The following is a 19,659-nucleotide window of genomic DNA, read 5'->3' on the forward strand; positions in this document are numbered from 1 at the left end:
CGTTTCGCGCCGAACTTCCCGTCAGCTCTGTGCCGGCGCGACGGTGCGCACCTTGTCCTGCAACGTGAAACTGTCGCCGGAGCGGCCCAGCACGGCGTCGCGGTCGTGGAAGGCGTTGAGCGTCGAGCGGTGGCCGATCGAGACGATGGTGGTGTCGGGCAGCTTCTGATCGAGCAGGCGGTACAGCGCCGCTTCCGATGGCTCGTCCAGCGAGGCGGTGGCCTCGTCCAGAAACAGGTAGTTCGGCGCGTGCAGCAGTGCGCGCGCGACGCCGAGCCGCTGCTGTTCGCCGAGCGACAGCGTCCGGTTCCAATGGCCGTGCTCGCCGAGCCGGTCCGCCAGCGCCGGCAGCCCGACGTCTTTCACCACCTCGGCCACCTGCGCGGCGCTGAACGCCGCGGTCTCCGACGGATAGACGATCGCGGCATGGAGTTCGCCGACCGGAAAGTAGGGCCGCTGCGGCAGCATCATGATCGTCGCCCCGGCGGGGATCGCGATCGCGCCCGAGCCGAACGGCCAGATCCCCGCGATGGCGCGGAACAGCGTCGACTTGCCGGAGCCGGACGGCCCGGCGATCAGCGTGCGCTGTTTGCCGCTGATCCGGAAATCGTCCGCACGCATCAGCGGCTGCCCGGCGGGCAAAGTCAGCTCGAGATCGTCGAGACCGATCGCATCACCGGACTGCGCGACCACGCGGCTGATGCCGGGATTGGCGCGCTGCGCGGTTGCGTTCCGGATCGAGGCCTCGAAGCCGTCGAGCCGGGCGACCACCGATTGCCACTCCGCCAGGGTGCGGTAGGCGGTGACGAAGAACGACAGCGAATCCTGGACGCTGTTGAAGGCCGATGCGGTCTGCATCAGGCCGCCGAGCTGAACCCTCTGGGCGAAATAAGCCGGGGCCACCAGGATGTAGGGAAAGATGATCGAGGCCTGCGAGTAGCTCGCCGTGAACGCGGTCAACTTCTTGGTCCGGGACATGATCCGCATGAAATTATCGGCGACCAGCCCGAACCGCGACGACAGCTTGCCGCGCTCGGCGGTCTCGCCGCGCAGCAGTGCGATCTGCTCGGAGTTTTCGCGCGCCCGCACCAGGTTGAAGCGGAAATCGGCCTCGAAGCGCTGTTGGCGGAAGTTCAAATCCGCCAGCGGCGAGCCGATCCAGTGCGTCAGCGCGGTGCCGATGGTCGCGTAGATCAGCGCCCCCCACACCAGATAGCCCGGGATCGGAACATCCTGGCCGAACACGTGCAGCGGCGCTTCATTGGAAAGGCCCCAGAGGATGACGACGAACGAGGCCAGCGTCACCACCGAATTCAGCAGGCCGATACCCAGCAGCAGCGTGCGCTCGACGAACATCTGGGTGTCTTCGGCGATGCGCTGATCCGGGTTGTCGGCGGCGTCGCCCTGGAGCTGCATCTGGTAGTGGTTGGAATCGTGCAGCCATTCGCCGAGATAACGCTCGGTCATCCAGCGCCGCCAGCGGATCTGCAGCCACTGGTTGAGATAGAGCTGATAGACCTTGAGCGCGATGAAGATCGCCGCGAGCACGCAGAAATAGCCGAGCTGATAGGCGAACACGTTGTAGTCGCGCTCCTGCAGCGCGTTGTAGAAAACGTTGTTCCAGCGATTGAACAGCACCGCGAGGCCGACCACGGCGAGTTCGATGACGACCACCGTCGCCAGCAGGATGCGGCCCATCCGGCGGTCTTCGGATTTGAAATACGGCACCGCGATGCGCCAGACGGTCGCCAGGGTGGATCGGATGTTGGTCACGGATGAACGTCTCCGGGTGCGAAGCCCTCGGGCGAGGGCCGTTCGACAGAATTGTAGGTGTACGACCTACGGCGCGCGCCCACGTGTCGCACCCTAGCATGACGGCCACGGCGCGGAACCGCATCCGAGCCGTTTCGCGAGTTTGTGAGCATCCGCAGGCTTTGGTTCAATTGCTCGCGGGGGAACCGGTGAGACCGGCGGCGCGTTCGGTCGGGCGATCGCTGGCCAAGCCGGCCGCATCCGCGATAGACAGCGCCATCATCTCCAACAACAGACGAGGCAAGATGCGCTCTTCTCTGCTGACAGGCGCCGCGCTGGCGGTAGCCGTCGTCGCCGCCACGATTGGACCGGCCAAGGCGCAAGCGACCGGCGAATTTCCGTTCGGTCTCGAGATGACGCTGGAAGCTGCGCCGAAGCCGGGCTCGAAGCGGATTCCGAATCTCGAGATCGGCGACAAGGGCGAGGTCCGCCTCGAATTGTGGTGCAAGGGCGGCAGCGGCCAGTTCTCGGTCGCGGGCAACACCGTGATCTTCGTGCCCGGCGCGCTGGAGGATCGCAACTGCCCGCCGGATCGCGCCCAGGCCGACGACGCGCTGGTCGCAGCGCTGACGGCGGCCACCGGCTGGAGCCGGCAGGGCGACTATGTGACGTTCTCGGGCGGCGAGACGCTGCGGTTCCGGCTCAACAGCAACTAACTCGTCGGGCCGTCGCGCAGGATGGCGTCGGCACATGCCGCCGCCGCCTGCACCACGCCGCTGTAGCCGCCGAGGCCCGCATAGGCGGACGACAGATACAGCCCCGGCAGAACCGTGCGCGGCGACCGATACGGCGCGCCGCTGTCGTTCGGCGGCAGCGGCGCGAAGCCGTAGACCGAGCCCTGCGGCACGTTGAGATATTGCTGCACCGACAGCGCGACGTTGAACGAGGCCGCGGTCACCGCGCCGGCCAATCCCGGATAGTTTCGGTCGAGATGGGCGACGATCGCCTGCTGCCAGCGGCCGCGCTTGGCGCGGTAGTCGTCCTGATCGAGGCCGCTCCAGTTCGCGATCTGGTCGGGCCCGACCACCGACAGCACAAAAGGCGGCGACGGCACGCCGGAGTCGATCGCGGCGTAGTCGGCGATCGCCAGCGGCGGCATCCGCTCGGCGGGCTCGCCGGCCATCAGCGCCTTGCCGTCGGCGTAGCAGGCGAGCGTCTCCATCCAGTCCGGCAGCAACTGCGTCGAGTAGCTGGTGACGCCGAAGTCGCGCGGCGGCTGGGACAGGCCCAGCGTCAGCGCGAACAGCGACAGCGACAGCGTCCGGCCGGCATAGCTCTCGGTGAGCCGCTGGCCCTGCGCATCGGGCATCAGTGCCGCGAGCGCGCCCGGCGCGGCGTTGCCGATCACCGTCAGCGCTTCGACCGATTGCGGATCGCTGCCGTCGCGCGCGGTGTGGGCGATGCGATGGATCGCGCCGGGCTCACCCATCGCGATGCCGCTGACGGCGCGGCGCAGCATCACATCGCCGCCGCCCTTGCGTATCGCGCGGGCGAGGGCGCTCGACAGCCGCTGCGAGCCGCCCTGGACGTAGCGCGCGCCGGTCAACAGGAAGCTGCCCTGCATCAGCGCGAACGGAACCCACCACAGCGTGGCGGGGTCGTCGTGGAAGTAGGAGAGGTTGCCGGCGATCGCGCATTTCAGCGCTTCGTCGTCGCCGAACAGCGCCTGCAGCTTGTCGGCCAGCGACGACGACCAGTCGGGAAATTCCGGCGCCAGCGCGAACACGGCGTCGAGCCCGCCGTCGCCGGCGGCCGAAGCCAGCCGCTGCATCTCGCCGAGGAATTGTTCGATGCCGCGGCGAGCGTCGGGAAACCGCGCCAGCAGCGCCATGCGGGCGCCGGCGAAATCATCCGGCAGCACGAAGGGCTGCGCCAGCGGCCCGCCGCGGATCTCGTACAGCGCGCCGGCGGGAACGAATGCCACCGCGTCGCGCACGCCGGCGCGGCCGAGCGCGGCGTGCTTGGGATCGCGCGGATGCAGCGGATCGCCGGTGATATGCAGCGAGCCCTCGACGAACAGATCGCCGACCTTGTAGCTCGACGCCGCGCCGCCGACCGAATTGCCGCGCTCCAGCACCAGCACCTTGCGGCCCTCGTGCGCGAGGATCGCGCCCGCGGTCAGGCCGCCGAGGCCGGCGCCGATCACCACTACGTCAAAGCGCGTCATTCAACCGAACATCCTGCCGCCGGAGGGAAGCGCTTCATTGCCGCAATGCAGCGGCATGTCAAATCGCGCTCCTGCGGCAACGGTGGCCTCTCACCTCTCCCCGCACCGCGCGGGGAGAGGTCGACCGGCGAAGCCGGTCGGGTGAGGGGCGAGGCAGTGCCGATCCAGCAGCGTCGGTATCTGCGGGGAGGCCGCAGCCCCTCACCCCAGCCCTCTCCCCGCGAAGAGCGGGGCGAGGGAGCAGGCTGCGGCCGTCGAGAGGTGGTCACGAAGCGCCAGACTTGGCCGTGGCCTTGCTGTGACTGTATTCTTGGCGTGAGGAGCGGGACGGTATTACTGCCAGGTCGCGCTCTCGGAATCCCAGCGCTGGCCCTTGAGTTCCTTCGCCAGCGCCGCGACCGCGCCGCCGTCGCTGCGCGGCTCGGCGCCCTCTTCGCCGGTGGCGTCGTCGTTGATGTTCAGCTTCGGGCCGGCGCTGTCGTCGGAGGTGGTATCCGAGGGATTGCCGAGCCACAGCATCAGTCTGTCGGTTGCGCCCGGTTTGTCGGCGCTGACCATCGCCTCGATGTCGATGGTTTGGGTGAGCTGCAGCGAAGGCACCAGATCGCTCGGCCGCTTGAAGCTGAGCTTCAGCTTGCCGGTGTCGTCGTTCCAGGCCGACGCGGCCAGCGTCGCGCCGAGCGTCTGCGACAGCACGCCGGCGACGGTGGAGGCGAGCTTGTCGCGGTTCAGCCTGTCGCCGTCGCGCCAGCCGGCGGCGGGGAACAGGATGGTGCGGTCCATCTCGATGATGCCGTTGGTCCAGCCCGCTGCGAGCACGCCCGGAAACGTCTTCGCACGGGCGATCACCGCAGCGGCCCGCGCCGGGTCGGTGGTGAGGTTGATCAGCAGCGTGCCGGCGCGCAGCGCATCGCAGCCGACGCTCAGGCTCGACAGCGACACTTGCAGATTCTGCCCCTTCAACGTCTTCAGAAAGTCCGCCGCGGCTTCGAGATTGACCCGCACGCCGATCGCTTCGGGCGACACTTCGGTGAAATCCTTCGGCGCCGTCGCGATGCTGTCGTCGGCGCTCTGGTTCTCCAGATATTCCTTCTCGCTGAGGTCCGAATTGTCGCTCGAGGTGATCTCGTACATCGTGGTGCCGACGCTGATTTCGCCCTTGAAGTCGACGGTTTCGCCGTTCGGCTTGCGCGTCAGCTTCACCGTCACCGGCGCCTTGTCGCCGGTCGTCTGCGTGGTTCCGGTCAGATTCTGGCCGCTGACCTGCAGATTGGCGACGAACCGCTCCTTGTGGTCGGACCCCTTGGCCGGCGAGTAGCAGACGTCGAGCACGGCGCCGGTCACGGTCTTGCCCTGCCGGGTTTCCTTCAGGATGACGTCGGCACCGTCGAGGAAGCCGTCGACGGCGGTGAAGTAGCGCGTCTCGCTCGTCGGCGAGGCCGCCTTCGGCGCGAGCTTGCTCTGGGCCCATGCCGGTTCGATCGCGGGCAGCAGCATCAGCAGGCTGAACAGGAGCGGGCGCATCGGGGATTTCCTCGCAGGATTTGCAATTTTCGCAGCCTTGTCGATTCGAATTGAATCCGAACCAAGGCCTGACTAGCAAATCCGCCGGGCGGGCGCCAAAAAACAAGGCCGCCCGGAGGCGGCCTTGCGTGATCGATATCGGTGGGAGAGGCGAGGCGCGAGGGCTCAGAAGCCCATGCCGCCCATGCCCCCCATTCCGCCCATGCCGCCGCCACCCGGCATCGCCGGCGCGGCTTCCTTCGGCAGTTCGGCGACCATGGCTTCGGTGGTCACCAGCAGCGCCGCGACCGACGAGGCGTCCTGCAGCGCGGTGCGGACCACCTTGGCCGGATCGACGATGCCCTTGGCGAGCATGTCGACATAGTCCTCGGTCTGGGCGTCGAAGCCGAACGTCTCCGACTTGTTCTCGAGGATCTTGCCGACCACGATCGAGCCTTCGACGCCGGCGTTCTCGGCGATCTGGCGGATCGGAGCTTCCAGCGCCTTCAGCACGATGTTGATGCCGGCCTGGACGTCGGCATTGTCGTTGTGGATGCGGCCGACCGCCTTCTTGGCGCGCAGCAGCGCGACGCCGCCGCCCGGGACGATGCCTTCCTGCACCGCGGCGCGGGTCGCGTTCAGCGCGTCCTCGACACGGTCCTTCTTCTCCTTGACCTCGACCTCGGTGGCGCCGCCGACGCGGATCACCGCGACGCCGCCGGCGAGCTTGGCCAGACGCTCCTGCAGCTTCTCACGGTCGTAGTCCGAGGAGGTCTCCTCGATCTGCGCCTTGATCTGCTGGACGCGGGCCTCGATGTCCGGCTTCTTGCCGGCGCCGCCGACGATGGTGGTGTTCTCCTTGTCGATCACCACCTTCTTGGCGCGGCCGAGCATCTTCAGCGTGACGCTCTCGAGCTTGATGCCGATTTCTTCCGAGATCAGCTGACCGCCGGTCAGGATCGCGATGTCTTCCAGCATCGCCTTGCGGCGATCGCCGAAGCCCGGCGCCTTGACGGCCGAGACCTTGAGGCCGCCGCGCAGCCGGTTGACCACCAGCGTCGCCAGCGCTTCGCCTTCGACATCCTCGGCGATGATCAGCAGCGGCTTGCCAGACTGCACCACGGCTTCGAGCACCGGCAGCATCGACTGCAGGCCCGACACCTTCTTCTCGTGCAGCAGGATGTAGACGTCGTCGAGCTCGACGGTCATCTTCTCGGCGTTGGTGACGAAATAGGGCGACAGGTAGCCGCGATCGAACTTCATGCCCTCGACGATGTCGACTTCGGTCTCGAGCGACTTGTTCTCTTCGACGGTGATGACGCCCTCGTTGCCGACCTTCTGCATCGCCTGGGCGATCATCTTGCCGATCGGCGCGTCGCCATTGGCCGAGATGGTACCGACCTGGGCGATCTCGGCCGAGGAGGCGACCGGACGGGCGCGCTTCTGGATGTCCTTGACCACGGCCTGGACCGCGATCTCGATGCCGCGGCGCAGATCCATCGGGTTCATGCCGGCGGCCACCGACTTGGCGCCTTCGCGGACGATCGCCTGGGCCAGCACGGTCGCTGTGGTGGTGCCGTCACCGGCGAGGTCGTTGGTCTTGGAGGCGACTTCGCGCAGCATCTGCGCGCCCATGTTCTCGAACTTGTCGTCGAGCTCGATCTCCTTGGCGACGGTGACGCCGTCCTTGGTGATGCGGGGAGCGCCGAAGCTCTTCTCGATCAGCACGTTCCGGCCCTTCGGGCCGAGCGTGACCTTGACCGCATTGGCGAGGATGTCGACGCCGCGCAGCATCCGATCGCGCGCGTCTCCACCGAATTTGACGTCCTTGGCTGACATTCAATTTGCTCCTGATGTCTGTTGCGAGGTGATCAGCCGACCACGCCCATGATGTCCGACTCCTTCATGATCAGGAGCTCCTGGCCGTCGAGCTTGATCTCGGTGCCCGACCATTTGCCGAACAGCACGCGGTCGCCGGCCTTGACGTCGATCGGGATCAGCTTGCCGGCTTCGTCGCGGCCACCCGGACCGACGGCGACCACTTCGCCTTCCTGCGGCTTCTCCTTGGCGGAGTCCGGAATGATGATGCCGCCTTTGGTCTTGGTTTCCGCGTCGATGCGCTTCACCACGACCCGGTCATGGAGTGGACGAAAATTGAGCTTAGCCATGGCTGGTCCTGTGCTGTTGCTGGAGGAGATCGGCGTCGAATGCCGGGCGCTGTTCGCGGATGCGGTTGTCGCCCGCGCTGCTGGCAATCGCGCTGCGAGAGTGCTAATTGTTGGTTCCGGAATATGGCTTGACGCTGGTCCTGTCAAGTTGAGGGCTTAATAGCTTGGTGAAGCTGTTGTAGGATTCTCGGCAAACAGATCGGGGCACCGGCATCTTCGCCCGCTGCATTGCCTGCGGCGGCGTTTTGCGCTTGTGTGACCTCAAGGGGCGCATGGGGATGTTCTCTCGGGGAGACGTTATGATCAGTACAAGCAACGCACGCGCGCCGATGAACCTGGTGATGGCGTCCGTGATGGCGCTGGGCCTGGGTGCGTGCGGCAGCTTCGGTGGGTTCGGCGGCTCGCAGCCGGCCCAGGTCGCAGAGCCTGCGCCGCCGCCGGAAGTTCCGGCGACGATTCGCGCCGACGAGATCGTCGGCCGCTGGGGGCTGGCGTCGTTCCAGAATCCGGCGGACCGCGCCCGCACCGAAAAGGCGGCGTTGTCGCAGTGCAAGAATCCCTACGTGATCGGCGCCGGCGCGAGCGGCGGCGTCATCATGCATCTGGCCGATCAGGCCACGCCGCAGGAACTGCGGCTGAAGGGATCGCCGGGCGGCAAGAACTATATCGGCCCGGCCGGCCCGATCGGCGAGCAGGATCGCGAAATTCTGTCGTTCGACGGACGCACGCTGGTGACCCGGTTCCTCGACAAGGATGCCGCCAATCGGTATGGAAATATGGTCTATGTGCGCTGTTCCCCGCGCGCCTGACGTTTGAGACCATCGAGTCGAGCTGACGCCATGCCTTCATGACCGCGCTGCGTAATCTCGGGTTCGGCCCCGGACGCGCGGTCGTCGTTCTGGCGTTCACCCAGATCCTGTGCTGGGGAATCCTGATCTATCCCCCCGTGCTGACGATGCCGCATCTGACCGCGGATCGCGGCTGGTCGCTGACCTTCGGCATGGCGGGATTCTCGCTGGCGCTGGTGATCTCCGGGATCATGTCGCCGATCGTCGGCGGCCTGATCGACCGGCACGGCGGCAATGTGGTGATGGCGCCGGGCGCACTCGCCGGCGCGCTCGGGCTGGCGCTGCTCGCCACCACCGATGCGCGGCCGATGTACTTCGTCAGCTGGGCGCTGATCGGCCTATCGATGTCGTCGAGCCTGTACGATCCCGCCTTCGCGACGCTGGCCCGGCTGTTCGGCAGCTCGGCGCGGCGGCAGATCACCTTCGTCACCTTCGCCGGCGGCTTCGCCTCGACCGTGGGCTGGCCCGCGACTCATCTGTTGCTCGAGCATGTCGGCTGGCGCGGCACCTATCTGGTGTTCGCCGCCGTGATGGCGTTCGTCGTCGCGCCGCTGCACGGCTTCGCGTTGCCGAGGACGCCGTCGCCCTCTCACGGCGCGGTGGTGTCCGGACCGCATCCGGTGCCGGAGGAGCCGCTGCGGCCGGAAGGGCGGCCGTTCCTGTTGCTGGCGATGGCGTTCGCGCTGCATGCGCTGATCCTGTCGGGCGTCACCTCGAACCTGCTGTCGATGTTCGAGCGCGGCGGACTCAGCGCCGCCACGGTGGTGACGCTGGGCGCGCTGTTCGGCCCGGCTCAGGTGGCGGCACGGCTGATCGATTTTCTGCTGGCGGGCCGCACCCATCCCTTGTGGATCGCGCGCGGCGCGATTGCCCTGATGGCGCTGTCGTTCGCGGTGCTGGCCTTCGTCGGCGTGTCCGTCCCGGTGGCGGGGCTGTTCTGCATCGCTTTCGGCGCCGCCAACGGGGTGATGACGATCGCGCGAGGCAGCCTGCCGCTGCTGATGTTCGGGCACGCCGGCTATGGCCGGGTGATCGGGCGGATCGCGCGACCGGCGCTGTTCATCCAGGCGTCGGCGCCGTTCGTGGTCGCGGCCGCGGTGGAGCGGTTCTCAGACGCCGCGGTGATCGAGGTCGGGATGCTGGCGGCGCTGGCCGGGCTCGGCTGCTTCCTGCTGATCCGGCCGCCGCAGCCGGCGTCGCGGCGCTGAGGCTCACCGCGGCGGCCGAAACAAAACGCCCCGGTCCTGATCTGAACCGGGGCGCTTGAAAGCCGTGGCGAGCGAAGCGTGCGATCAGTTGAACATCGCGTCGATGTCGTCCTGCGAGGCGTGTCCCTCGTCGTCGAGCTTCGGCCCGTTGAGCAGCCGGTCGTCGCCTTCGCGGGTGTCGACGATCGGCGGCGCGTGCGCCTTGATCGCGTCGACGCCGCCCCAGATGTCCATCATCGTGATGATGTGATGTTCGATGAACTTCATCGTGGTCATCACCTTGCTGATGCGCTGGCCGGTGAGGTCCTGGAAGTTGCAAGCCTCGAAGATCGCGATGACGCGTTCCTGGATCTCTTCGCTCAGCGCCTTCTGCTGATCGACAGAGGTGACCTTGCCGAGCGCGGTGGCCGCCTGATCGATCGCTTCGGCGGCCTCGAGGATCTGCTGGGTGGCTTCCTCGGTGCCGCCGACGACGGCGCCGAGTTCGCCGTTGACCTTGGCCATCTCCTCGCCGTTGAAGCTCTTGGTGTGCAGCACCGCGATCTCGCGCTTGGTCTGGTCGATCGCGTTGTGGATCAGGTCGAGTTCGACCCTGAGCTTCTCGAACTGTTCGATCTGAGCGCGGTAGGTCGCGAGCAGTGCCTTGGCTTCCGCGGCCTCTGCGGCCGCGGCCGCGTTGATCTGCTGCGTGCCGCTGCCGGTGGCGACGGCTCCGCCTCCGCCGCCGACGATCTGCGAGCGGATCGCGCGCAGCTCCGCCATGATGTCGTGGTGAGTCGGCCCCGCTTCACAGTCGATCGGTGCGAGCGGGGGCGCGCTGCCGAGCGTGAGTTCTTCGATCCGGAAGCGCTTGCGTGGAAGTGACATCGGCTCATCCTGTTTACAGGCCATTGCGTCTTTGTAGTACCATCTGTTTAACGGTGCGTTGCCAGTGCGGAACCTGCAGACGATTAGTCTGCTCGGCGCGGATACTTCCGATTAACCATCGCGTCGCGGATTCATCCAAAATAAACGCTGTGCGCAAGAAGCGCCGCGATTGTCGACGTGGTGAATCCAAAACGCGTCGGCGTTTACCAAACCGATCCGGTTTTGGTTTCTGATCCGTTGCGTTCACCGGCGCCTTCGGGCGCGTCCCCGACGAAACAGTTCAGAGTACGTCGATGTTCAGGAAAACCACCCTCGCTTTGCTGACAAGTGTGTCCTGTGTTGCCGCCGGACTGCCGCAGGCGGCGGCCTACGAGACCCCGCCCGCCCCCGAGCCCGCGGTGATCTACGGAGCCCGCCAGGCGCCGCAGCCCGTGCCGGTCCGCACCGTTTCGGCCCAGCGCTCCAACATGGGCGGCGGCTTCATCGAGTTCCTGTTCAGCGACGGCGGCGAGCGGCCCAACTCGGGTTACTACGAGCAGCCGTCCGACGATCAGCAGCGGCGCTATCTGCCGCCGATGGATCCGCAGGCGCCGATGCAGATGCGCCAGCAGGAGGCGATCGATCCGGCGCGGCCGGCGTTCGATCCGCGTTACGAAAAGCAGATCGTCGATTACCAGGGCAACGAGAAGCCGGGTACCATCGTGGTCGATACGCCGAACAAGTTTCTCTATCTGGTGCAGGGCGACGGCCGCGCGCTGCGCTACGGCATCGGCGTCGGCCGGCCGGGCTTCACCTGGTCGGGCGTCAAGACCATCTCCGCCAAGCGCGAGTGGCCGTCCTGGACGCCGCCGAAGGAAATGCTGGCACGGCGCCCCGACCTGCCGCGCTTCATGGAGGGCGGCCCCGAGAATCCGCTCGGCGCCCGCGCGATGTATCTTGGCTCGTCGCTGTATCGCATCCACGGCTCCAACGAGCCGTGGACGATCGGCACCAACGTCTCGTCCGGCTGCATCCGGATGCGCAACGAGGACGTCATCGACCTCTACGGTCGCGTCAATGTCGGCGCGCGGGTGGTGGTGATCTGAGCCGCTGCGCCACTCACGACAACGGCCGCCCGTGGGCGGCCGTTTCAGGTCGGGCTGTGGCGAACCCGGGCGGCTCAGGCGAAGTCGCTGTCGCCGCCGCCGTCGAAATCCGAATCCAGATCCATGTCGTCCTGGTCGTAGCCGGCGTCCGCGACCTGATCGCGATCGCCGTTCGATCCCGGATCCATCGCGCTCTGGCGCGACGAACCGCCGTCGTCGACGCCGCCGCGCTGTGAGCCGATGTCGCCCAGGCCGGCCTGTTGCGCGAGGTTGCCGCCCGAGGACTCGCCGCCCCACGGGCTCTGGGTGCCGCCGCCGAGGCCGGACTGATCGGCCATGCTCTGCTGGCCGCTGCCGCCGCCCATCATGCCGCGGATGCTCGACAGCAGCAGCGAGCCGCCGACCACGCCCGCTGCCGCCGCCGCCGCGGTGCCGAGGAACGATCCACCGCCACCGCCGGCCGGAGAAGGCGCGCCGCCACCGAACGGACCACCGAATCCGCCGCCCTGCTGCGGCGCGTATTGGCCGGGGGAAGGTTGCCCCATCTGCTGCTGACCCAGCACCTGCCCGGTATTCCAGGCCGGCCGGCCGCCGCCAGTGCCGGGAGGCGGCACGTTCGGGACCGAACTGCGCTGCTGCGGCTGGCTTTGGCCGAAGATCGTATCCCGCATCGTGTCGAGGAAGCCGCCGCCGCGATGGGCCTCGGTTTCGTTCTGGCCTTCCAGTTCCTGGATGCGGTCGTGAGCGCGCTTCAGCGCCTCGTCCTGCACCAGCACGGTCTGCACCAGCCCATAGATCGCGTTGGGCGCAATCCGCTGGCCCTGGGCGATCGCCGCGGCTGCGTCCGGATCGCGCGGCGCGGATTCGAGGCGGGCGAGCCTTTCGAACAGATCGTCCACAAGCTGGCGCTCTTGCGGTGTCATGATGGTCTCCCTCAGGATCATCGTTGCTCCGCGCGACGCAGCCCGCCGGATGCGGCGCGACGCGCGCGAGTGCTGAAAAATGTAGGGAGCGGGCCGGGCCGCAATAAGTCCCGGGCGGATTAATTTTCGGTAGGAGAGGGCGAGGCGGCCGGTCGCGCCAGCGTCACATTGTGCTCCGCCAGCAGCGGCAGGAAGCGGTCGCCGGCGAGAAAGGCGTGTTCGCGCTCGCGCTGATCGGTGAACGGATCGAGGCTGATCAGCACATCATCGACGAAGCCGGGGTGACACATCACCAGCCCGCCGTCCGGCAGGCCGTCGAGAAACGAGGTCAGGAGTTTCTCGAAGTCGGTCTCGCGGGAGAAATCATAGGCGCCGGCAAAACCCGGATTGAAGGCGAGGCCGGCTTGCGCCGCGCGTTTGCGGAACGGGGCGCTCAGCACATCGAGCAGCAATGGTTTCGGCGCGCCGAGCCGCTGCGCCAGCGGCTGCGCCCGGCCGCATTGCCGGACCCAGGCGTGCGGCGCCAGCGCCTGAACCACGCCGACGAAGGCGTCGCGGACCTGCGGAAACAGCTGCACGTGCTGGTGGCCGTCGACGTAGTCCGGCATCCGCCCGAAGCGTTCGGCGAAGGCTTCGAGCTGCGCCGTCAATTCGGCGGCGATGACGTGCCGGTCGTGCCGGCGCAACAAGGTGCCGCGCAGCTTGCGGCCGAGCGGCAGGAAGATGCCGCCATGCAGCGGGTGGTAGTGCATCGTCAGCGGCGAGAACGGCGCGGTCAGCGTCGCATGCAGGCCGATGGCGCAATCGGGATTGGCCGTGGTCGCATCCAGCAGCGCGCGGACGTCGGCGCGGCCGATCGCGGGCCCCACCATCATCACCGAGGTGGCGTTGATGCGGCGGCGCTCGATCAGGTCGAGGATGGCGCGGTTGACGCCGGGGCTGAGGCCGTAATCGTCGGCGCACAGCCAGATCCGCCGCGGCGCCACGGCGCTCATTCGGCGGCGGTCTGCTTGGCCGGGCCGGCGTCGGCGCTCGGGTCGGATTGCCGGACGCTGTGCTCGGCGACGAAGTAGATCGGCCGCGCCTTCAGCTCGGACAGGATCTTGCCGATGTATTCGCCGACGATGCCGATCATCAGTAATTGCACGCCGCCGATCGTCATCATGCCGACCATCAGCGATGGATAGCCGGGCACCGACTTGCCGCCGACCCAGGTCTCCCACAGGATCGACAGTCCGAACAGGAAGGCGCCGAACGCCAATGCCGCGCCGAGCAGACTGGCGATCCGCAGCGGCGCCACCGAGAACGAGGTCAGGCCTTCGATCGACAGGCCGATCAGCCGGCCGGCGCTGAAGCTGGTGAAGCCGTGGGTGCGCGGCGCCGGCTCGTAGTCGACCCGGAACTGCTTGAAGCCGATCCAGCTCGCCAGCCCCTTGAAGAAGCGGTTGCGCTCGGGGAGCAGCTTCAATGCGGTCGCCGCGCGCGGCGACAGCAGGCGGAAATCGCCGGCGTCTTCCGGGATCTTCTGCCGCGCGCCCCAATTGATCATCGCGTAGAAGCCGCGTACCGCGGCGCGGCGCAGCGCCGGCTCGTTGTCGCGATGCGCCTTGGCGGTGTAGACGACGTCGTAGCCGTCGTCGATCCAGTGCGACACCAGCGTCTCGACCAGCTCCGGCGCGTGCTGGCCGTCGCCGTCCATGAACAGCACGGCGCCGCGGCGGGCATGATCGAGGCCGGCGAGCAGGGCGGCTTCCTTGCCGAAATTGCGCGACAGCGACACCACCTGCACGTCGATGCCGACGGCGGGAAGATCGCGGGCGATGCTCAACGTCGCATCGGCGCTGCCGTCGTCGACATAGACGACCTCGCAGGCGAGCCCATAGCGCTGCCGCAGCGTGGCCGCGAGCGTCGTGAGCCGGTCGTGCAGCGCCGGCAATCCGGCGGCCTCGTTGAACGCCGGAACGACGATCGACAGTCCCAGCGCGACGGAACTCGCACCGGCATTCAGGCCTGACAGGTCGTTCCCCAGTCTCATCGGTCGGTCCCGGCTTCGCTTGCTGCGTTGTTAGTTCCGCACCGTGCCCGCGATCAGATGCGGCGTCGGCACTGTCGCGATGCCGGGCGGAACCATAACCAAGTATTATTGCCGCAGGAATGCTGCAAGTTTGCTGAACAGCGGATTGTCCTTGTCGAACACGTAGTCGAGCGAGGCGACCGACACCGTGTCGGCGCCGTGCTCGCGCAGGAAGCTGCCGAGCCCGTAGATCTGCGCTGGCGGGCAGTGCAGCGTCAGCATCCCCGAGGAGGTCGGGCCGCCGAACGGCGACACCACGCCGAACCGCTTGTGCGCCTCGGCGAGCAGCGCCTCGTTGCAGCCCGCGAAGCGGGTGCGGACTTCCTTGTACTTGCTGGCGCGGGCACGCGAGGCAATCTGGTCGAGGATGACGCGCGCTGTCTCCCGCACCTCGTCCGACCAATCGGCGTCGCGCGAGGCGACCAGATTGGCCTGGCTGCGCAGCATGATTCCGTCGTCGAGCACCTTGAGGCCGTTGGCGGCGAGCGTCGCGCCGGTGGTGGTGATGTCGACGATCATCTCGGCGGTGCCGACTGCGGGCGCGCCCTCGGTGGCGCCGGCGCTCTCGACGATGCGGTAGTCGACGACATTGTGCTGGGCGAAGAAGCCGCGCGTCAGGTTGATGTATTTGGTCGCGACCCGCATCCTTCGATTGTGCTGGGCGCGAAAGCCGGTGGTGACGTCGTCGAGATCCGCCATGGTGCGGACGTCGATCCAGGCCTGCGGCACCGCGACCACCACATTGGCGTAGCCGAAGCCGAGCCCGTCGATCAGCAGCACGCGGCGGTCGGCGTCGGCAATGCTCTCGCGCAGCAGATCCTCGCCGGTGACGCCGAAATGCACCGAGCCGCGCGCCAGATTGGCGGCGATCTCGCTGGCCGACAGATAGGCGACCTCGACATTGTCGAGGCCCGCGATGGTGCCGCGATAGTCGCGGGCGCCGCCGGGCTTCGACAGCGCCAGGCCGGCGCGGGCGAAGAAGGCTTCGGCGTTTTCCTGCAGGCGGCCCTTGGAGGGGACCGCAAGAACGAACGGTGCGGTCATGACGCGCTCCCAATGTTGGCGGGGCCGGACTGCGTCATCGCCTCGATCCAGATCGAGAACCCGACCGCGGGGATCGGGGCGCTCGCGCCGAGCTGGCTCATCAGCCCGTCATAGCGGCCGCCGGCGACCAGCGGATCGTCGCCATTGCCGGCGCGGTGCAGCTCGAATTCGAAGCCGGTGTAGTAATCGACGCCGCGGCCGAACGAGGTCGAGAACCGGGTCTTCGTCAGGTCGATGCCGCGCGCCGCCATGAAGCCGATCCGGCTCTCGAACTGATCGATCGCCGCATCGATCGCGAGCTGAGCGTCGGCGGCGAGCGCGCGAAGCTGCGTCAGCGCGTCCTGCGGAGCGCCACTGATGGCGAGAAAGCGCTTGATCTTCTGCAGCGCGTCGCGCGGCAGGGCGCCGCTCTTCAGCGTCGACTGTTCGAGGAAGCGGTCGGCGATCTCGGAGACCGCGCGACCGCCGAGCGTCGTGGCGCCGGCGATCGACATCAGGTCGGTGACCAGCGCCAGCGCCGCCTTGCGGTCGGAGCCGGCCAGCGCCGCCAGCACGCCTTCGTATTCGTTGGCGCTGGAGGTCGCGAGCGTCAGCCGTTCGATGTCCTGCGCCAGGCTGGCCTGGCGGTTGAAATCCTTCATCAGCCGCCGCCGCCACACCGGATACAGCCCGAGCGCATCGATCAGCGCCGAGAACAGCGCGACGTCGCCGGTGCGGATGTCGACCTCACCGAGGCCGAACGCGCTGGTGGCTTCCAGCCCGAGCGCCAACATTTCGGCATCCGCGGCGGCGCGGTCCTGGCGGCCGAAGGATTCGATGCCGGCCTGCAGGAATTCGCTCGGCTTGCCGCCGCGCTGGCGGAACACCGGGCCGAGATAGCAGAACCCGGCCGGCTCGCCGGCGATAGCCGAGGCGAGATAGTCGCGCGCGACGGGAATCGTCAGGTCGGGGCGCAGGCACAGCTCTTCGCCGCTGGAATCGGTGGTGAGATAGAGGCTCTTGCGGATGTCCTCGCCGGAGAGGTCGAGGAACGGGTCGGCCGGCTGCAGGATCGCCGGCTCGGCCCGGACATAGCCGGCCTGGCCGAAGGATTGCAGCAGCGCCTCCGCCCACTCGGCGGATCCGGTCGCGCGAGCGGCGGCGGTCTTGGTCATGGTCGAATTTCCAGCAGTCCCGGGCAGGGAAGGGGCAAAGGGTTGTCGGCGCAGCCCTTAACACGGCCGAATGACAGTTTCGACCGTCATTCAAGAGATGCGTCAAGGCCATCCGGCCGATCCGCGAACGGCCTATTGGCCGGTCCAGTCCCCCGCCACCGCCTGCACCAGCGCCAGGGCCGCGACCGCGGCGGTGTCGGCGCGCATGATGCGGGGGCCGAGCGCCAGCCGCAGGATGTTCGGCTGGCGCAGCAAAACGTCGCGCTCGTCGGCGGCAAAGCCGCCTTCCGGGCCGACCAGAAGGTCGATTCCCTGCGCCGCCGCGGGGCGGGCGCCCTGCAGCGCGGCCACCGGATCGGCGACCTCGGCGTCCTCGTCGCAGAACACCAGCAGGCGACCGCTTTCGGCCCGGGTCTCGAGCCAGCGCTCCAGCGCGACCGGTTCCTCGACACCGGCGAGGCTGAGGATGCCGCACTGCTCGGCCGCCTCGATCACATTGGCGCGCATCCGCTCGGTATTCAGCCGGTGCACCTGGGTGTGCCGCGTCAGCACCGGCTGCAGCCGCCCGGCGCCCATTTCGACGGCTTTCTGGGCCATATAATCCAGCCGGGCGTGTTTCAGCGGCGCAAACGCATAGGTCAGGTCGGGCAGGCGGTCCTGCGGCCGGGTTTGTTCGGCGACCTCGAGTTCCTCCGGCCGCTTACGGCCGGCGAGCACGGCGCGCCACTCGCCGTCGCGGCCGTTGAAGGCCAGCACCGGCGCACCGGAACTGAGCCGCAGCACATTGCCGAGATAATTGCTCTGGTCGCGGTTCAGCGGTACCCGCGCACCGGCGACGAGCGCAGCGTCGAGAAAGAGGCGGGGACTTCGGAATTCGTATCGGGACATGGGATCGCTTCCAGTGACCGGCTTTTAGTCCAAAGGTCCAGCAAAATCAGCAGGTAAACGTGGCGAACCGCCGCGCTGCCGCCCTATTCCACGGGTTGTTAAGGGCATTCGGGAATCGTAAAAGGCCGAGGCGACGACAGCATCGTCGCAGTTGAAGGGCGTTTGGGGATTCTTGGGACCATCGAACCTTTGCCGGAGGAGCAGCCTTGATCATCCGACGTTTGATTGTGCCGACGGTCGCCGCCGTCTTCACTTTGCACGCCATGCAGGCGAATGCGCAAAGCGCGTTTCCCGCGCCATTGCCGAACCAGGCGTCCACGCCCGCCCAGTCGACGTCCTCGACGTCGGCCTTTCCGGCGCCGCTGCCGAACCAGTCGGGCGCGGCCGCGGCTCAGCCGTCACCGTTCCCGCCCGTGAGCGGCGGCGCATTCGGCGCCGGCGCAGCACCGCTGGCCGGTGGTGGCGGCGGCTTCGCTCCGCCCCCCCAGGCCGCGCCGGTGGGACAGCAGGCCGGCGGAGAGGCCTGCATGAACGATTTCCTCAAGCTGCGCGAGGAGGCCGAGAAGCGCGGCGCCGCGATTCAGGCCGCCGGCAAGCGCAAGGCTCCGGCATCGGAGGCCTGCAAGCTGATCATGGCTTTCGCGGCATCCGAAACCAAGATGATCAACTATGTGGTCACCAACTCGAAGAAATGCGGCATTCCGGGCGAGATCGCCGACCAGCTCAGGAAGGGCCACCAGAACACCACGGGCATGCAGAAGAAGGTCTGTGATATCGCATCCCAGCAGCAACAGCGTGGCCCGGCCGGCCCGAGCCTCGCCGACGTGCTCGGCTCGTCCACAGCGGCGCCCGAGGTGAATACGTCGGCCAAGAAATACGGTGGCACCACCTTCGACACGCTGAACGGCAACGTGCTGCAGAGATGACCGGCGTCCCGATCAGCGGCGCGACGGCGCCGGTTGCCGACTCGACCGGCAACTGGGTCGACCGCCACGCGCCGGAATGGTCGCGGCCTTATCTCCGCCTCGCCCGGTTCGATCGTCCGATCGGTTCCTGGCTGCTGCTGATGCCATGCTGGTGGTCGGCGGCGCTGGCGGCCGGCATGGCCAAGGAGCTCGGCCAACTGCCGCTGTTCTGCGCGCTGTTCTTCGTCGGCGCCTTCGTGATGCGCGGCGCCGGCTGCACCTGGAACGACATCACCGACCGCGATCTCGACGGCAAGGTCGAGCGCACCCGGTCGCGGCCGATCCCGGCCGGCCAGGTCACCGCCAAGCAGGCCGCCGCCTTCATGGTGACGCTGTCCTTCATCGGCCTTGCGGTTCTTCTGCAGTTCAACAATTTCACCATCGCGACCGGCATCGCCTCGTTGATCATCGTCGCCGCCTATCCGTTCATGAAGCGGATCACCTACTGGCCGCAGATCGTGCTCGGGCTCGCGTTCTCGTGGGGCGCGCTGATGGGCTTCGCCGGCACGTTCGCGCGGCTCGATCTGGTGGCGTTCGTGCTCTATGCCGGCTCGATCGCCTGGGTGGTCGGCTACGACACGATCTACGCGCATCAGGACGCCGAGGACGATCTGATGATCGGCATCAAGTCCACCGCGCTGCTGTTCGGCGACCGGACCCACGCCGCGCTGCTGGTTCTCTACGGCCTCGCGGTGACGCTGCTCGGCACCGCCTTGCTGCTGGCGGACTCCGGCTGGTTCGGCTGGATCGGGCTCGCCGCCTTCACGGTGCATCTGGTGTCGCAGATCGTCCGGCTCGACATCCACGACAGCCCGCTGTGCCTGAAGCTGTTCAAGTCCAATCGCGACGCCGGCCTGTTGCTGTTCATCGGCCTGGCATGCGATGCCGTCGCCCGGACGATGACCTGACGGCCGGCTGGCGCAAGCCTGCGCCAGCGGTTTGATTTTGATCAA

Annotated in this window: 18 protein-coding genes; 6 read left to right on the plus strand and 12 right to left on the minus strand. The window is 67.6% G+C overall.

Going from position 1 to position 19,659, the window contains the following annotated elements; genetic code table 11:
* Positions 1-21: 21 nt before the first annotated feature.
* Positions 22-1,773, minus strand: a complete 1,752-nt coding sequence (locus tag RPB_RS09225; protein ID WP_011440728.1) for an ABC transporter ATP-binding protein/permease — start codon at positions 1,771-1,773, stop codon at positions 22-24.
* 284 nt (positions 1,774-2,057) lie between these two features.
* Here RPB_RS09225 and RPB_RS09230 point away from each other — a divergent pair, with 284 nt between their 5' ends.
* A complete protein-coding gene (locus tag RPB_RS09230) occupies positions 2,058-2,468 on the plus strand; it encodes an META domain-containing protein (protein WP_011440729.1) in 411 nt (136 codons plus the stop codon).
* Here the strand turns inward: RPB_RS09230 and RPB_RS09235 are convergent.
* From RPB_RS09235 to groES, 4 genes are all read right to left on the minus strand, one after another.
* Positions 2,465-3,979: a phytoene desaturase family protein gene (locus RPB_RS09235; protein WP_011440730.1), complete on the minus strand. Its 1,515-nt coding sequence runs from the start codon at positions 3,977-3,979 to the stop codon at positions 2,465-2,467. The genes RPB_RS09230 and RPB_RS09235 overlap by 4 nt on opposite strands.
* Positions 3,980-4,312: 333 nt before the next feature.
* A complete protein-coding gene (locus RPB_RS09240; protein WP_011440731.1) occupies positions 4,313-5,503 on the minus strand; it encodes a hypothetical protein in 1,191 nt (396 codons plus the stop codon).
* 165 nt (positions 5,504-5,668) lie between these two features.
* The gene (groL, locus tag RPB_RS09245) at positions 5,669-7,321 is read right to left on the minus strand and encodes a chaperonin GroEL (protein WP_011440732.1); all 1,653 of its coding nucleotides are present in this window, start codon (positions 7,319-7,321) and stop codon (positions 5,669-5,671) included.
* Positions 7,322-7,353: 32 nt separating this feature from the next.
* Positions 7,354-7,650 (minus strand): co-chaperone GroES, encoded by a 297-nt coding sequence (gene groES, locus RPB_RS09250; protein ID WP_011440733.1) that lies wholly within the window; start codon positions 7,648-7,650, stop codon positions 7,354-7,356.
* 299 nt (positions 7,651-7,949) lie between these two features.
* Here groES and RPB_RS09255 point away from each other — a divergent pair, with 299 nt between their 5' ends.
* Complete coding sequence (locus RPB_RS09255) at positions 7,950-8,459, plus strand: hypothetical protein (RefSeq protein ID WP_011440734.1); 510 nt, start codon at positions 7,950-7,952, stop codon at positions 8,457-8,459.
* A 38-nt stretch (positions 8,460-8,497) separates the two neighbouring features.
* On the plus strand, positions 8,498-9,706 hold the full coding sequence (locus RPB_RS09260; protein ID WP_011440735.1) for an MFS transporter: 1,209 nt from the start codon (positions 8,498-8,500) through the stop codon (positions 9,704-9,706).
* 84 nt (positions 9,707-9,790) lie between these two features.
* Here RPB_RS09260 and RPB_RS09265 read toward each other — a convergent pair whose 3' ends face one another.
* Positions 9,791-10,573, minus strand: a complete 783-nt coding sequence (locus RPB_RS09265; protein ID WP_011440736.1) for a protein phosphatase CheZ — start codon at positions 10,571-10,573, stop codon at positions 9,791-9,793.
* 293 nt (positions 10,574-10,866) lie between these two features.
* Here RPB_RS09265 and RPB_RS09270 point away from each other — a divergent pair, with 293 nt between their 5' ends.
* Entirely contained in the window at positions 10,867-11,658 is a 792-nt protein-coding gene (locus RPB_RS09270) for a L,D-transpeptidase (RefSeq protein ID WP_011440737.1), read from the plus strand.
* A gap of 74 nt (positions 11,659-11,732) precedes the next feature.
* On the opposite strand, the gene RPB_RS09275 is transcribed toward RPB_RS09270, so the two are convergent.
* The 6 genes from RPB_RS09275 to RPB_RS09300 all read right to left on the minus strand — a co-directional run bounded on the left by RPB_RS09275 (position 11,733) and on the right by RPB_RS09300 (position 17,741).
* Positions 11,733-12,581 (minus strand): DUF2076 domain-containing protein, encoded by an 849-nt coding sequence (locus RPB_RS09275; RefSeq protein ID WP_041798648.1) that lies wholly within the window; start codon positions 12,579-12,581, stop codon positions 11,733-11,735.
* 119 nt (positions 12,582-12,700) lie between these two features.
* A complete protein-coding gene (locus RPB_RS09280; protein WP_011440739.1) occupies positions 12,701-13,576 on the minus strand; it encodes a ChbG/HpnK family deacetylase in 876 nt (291 codons plus the stop codon).
* Positions 13,573-14,616 carry a glycosyltransferase family 2 protein gene (locus tag RPB_RS09285; protein WP_011440740.1) on the minus strand — a complete coding sequence of 348 codons (1,044 nt, stop codon included), beginning with the start codon at positions 14,614-14,616 and terminating at the stop codon, positions 13,573-13,575. The genes RPB_RS09280 and RPB_RS09285 overlap by 4 nt, the downstream gene beginning before the upstream one ends.
* 105 nt (positions 14,617-14,721) lie before the next feature.
* The gene (hisG, locus tag RPB_RS09290) at positions 14,722-15,699 is read right to left on the minus strand and encodes an ATP phosphoribosyltransferase (protein WP_011440741.1); all 978 of its coding nucleotides are present in this window, start codon (positions 15,697-15,699) and stop codon (positions 14,722-14,724) included.
* On the minus strand, positions 15,696-16,853 hold the full coding sequence (locus tag RPB_RS09295; protein ID WP_011440742.1) for an ATP phosphoribosyltransferase regulatory subunit: 1,158 nt from the start codon (positions 16,851-16,853) through the stop codon (positions 15,696-15,698). The genes hisG and RPB_RS09295 overlap by 4 nt, the downstream gene beginning before the upstream one ends.
* A 132-nt stretch (positions 16,854-16,985) precedes the next feature.
* Complete coding sequence (locus tag RPB_RS09300; RefSeq protein ID WP_011440743.1) at positions 16,986-17,741, minus strand: 16S rRNA (uracil(1498)-N(3))-methyltransferase; 756 nt, start codon at positions 17,739-17,741, stop codon at positions 16,986-16,988.
* Positions 17,742-17,947: 206 nt separating this feature from the next.
* Here RPB_RS09300 and RPB_RS09305 point away from each other — a divergent pair, with 206 nt between their 5' ends.
* A complete protein-coding gene (locus RPB_RS09305; protein ID WP_011440744.1) occupies positions 17,948-18,667 on the plus strand; it encodes a hypothetical protein in 720 nt (239 codons plus the stop codon).
* Positions 18,664-19,614, plus strand: coding sequence for a 4-hydroxybenzoate octaprenyltransferase (ubiA, locus tag RPB_RS09310; RefSeq protein WP_011440745.1), 951 nt, complete (start codon positions 18,664-18,666; stop codon positions 19,612-19,614). Before RPB_RS09305 ends, ubiA begins: the two co-directional genes overlap by 4 nt.
* Positions 19,615-19,659 lie beyond the last annotated feature (45 nt).

The sequence above is a fragment of the Rhodopseudomonas palustris HaA2 genome (assembly GCF_000013365.1).
In the GTDB taxonomy this organism is placed as follows: domain Bacteria; phylum Pseudomonadota; class Alphaproteobacteria; order Rhizobiales; family Xanthobacteraceae; genus Rhodopseudomonas; species Rhodopseudomonas palustris_J.

Coding starts and splice junctions, on each gene's coding strand:
- RPB_RS09230 (WP_011440729.1), top strand. CDS start 2,058: ATGCGCTCTTCTCTGCTGACAGGCGCCGCGCTGGCGGTAGCCGTCGTC.
- RPB_RS09235 (WP_011440730.1), bottom strand. CDS start 3,979: ATGACGCGCTTTGACGTAGTGGTGATCGGCGCCGGCCTCGGCGGCCTG.
- RPB_RS09240 (WP_011440731.1), bottom strand. CDS start 5,503: ATGCGCCCGCTCCTGTTCAGCCTGCTGATGCTGCTGCCCGCGATCGAA.
- groL (WP_011440732.1), bottom strand. CDS start 7,321: ATGTCAGCCAAGGACGTCAAATTCGGTGGAGACGCGCGCGATCGGATG.
- groES (WP_011440733.1), bottom strand. CDS start 7,650: ATGGCTAAGCTCAATTTTCGTCCACTCCATGACCGGGTCGTGGTGAAG.
- RPB_RS09255 (WP_011440734.1), top strand. CDS start 7,950: ATGATCAGTACAAGCAACGCACGCGCGCCGATGAACCTGGTGATGGCG.
- RPB_RS09260 (WP_011440735.1), top strand. CDS start 8,498: ATGACCGCGCTGCGTAATCTCGGGTTCGGCCCCGGACGCGCGGTCGTC.
- RPB_RS09265 (WP_011440736.1), bottom strand. CDS start 10,573: ATGTCACTTCCACGCAAGCGCTTCCGGATCGAAGAACTCACGCTCGGC.
- RPB_RS09270 (WP_011440737.1), top strand. CDS start 10,867: ATGTTCAGGAAAACCACCCTCGCTTTGCTGACAAGTGTGTCCTGTGTT.
- RPB_RS09275 (WP_041798648.1), bottom strand. CDS start 12,581: ATGACACCGCAAGAGCGCCAGCTTGTGGACGATCTGTTCGAAAGGCTC.
- RPB_RS09280 (WP_011440739.1), bottom strand. CDS start 13,576: ATGAGCGCCGTGGCGCCGCGGCGGATCTGGCTGTGCGCCGACGATTAC.
- RPB_RS09285 (WP_011440740.1), bottom strand. CDS start 14,616: ATGAGACTGGGGAACGACCTGTCAGGCCTGAATGCCGGTGCGAGTTCC.
- hisG (WP_011440741.1), bottom strand. CDS start 15,699: ATGACCGCACCGTTCGTTCTTGCGGTCCCCTCCAAGGGCCGCCTGCAG.
- RPB_RS09295 (WP_011440742.1), bottom strand. CDS start 16,853: ATGACCAAGACCGCCGCCGCTCGCGCGACCGGATCCGCCGAGTGGGCG.
- RPB_RS09300 (WP_011440743.1), bottom strand. CDS start 17,741: ATGTCCCGATACGAATTCCGAAGTCCCCGCCTCTTTCTCGACGCTGCG.
- ubiA (WP_011440745.1), top strand. CDS start 18,664: ATGACCGGCGTCCCGATCAGCGGCGCGACGGCGCCGGTTGCCGACTCG.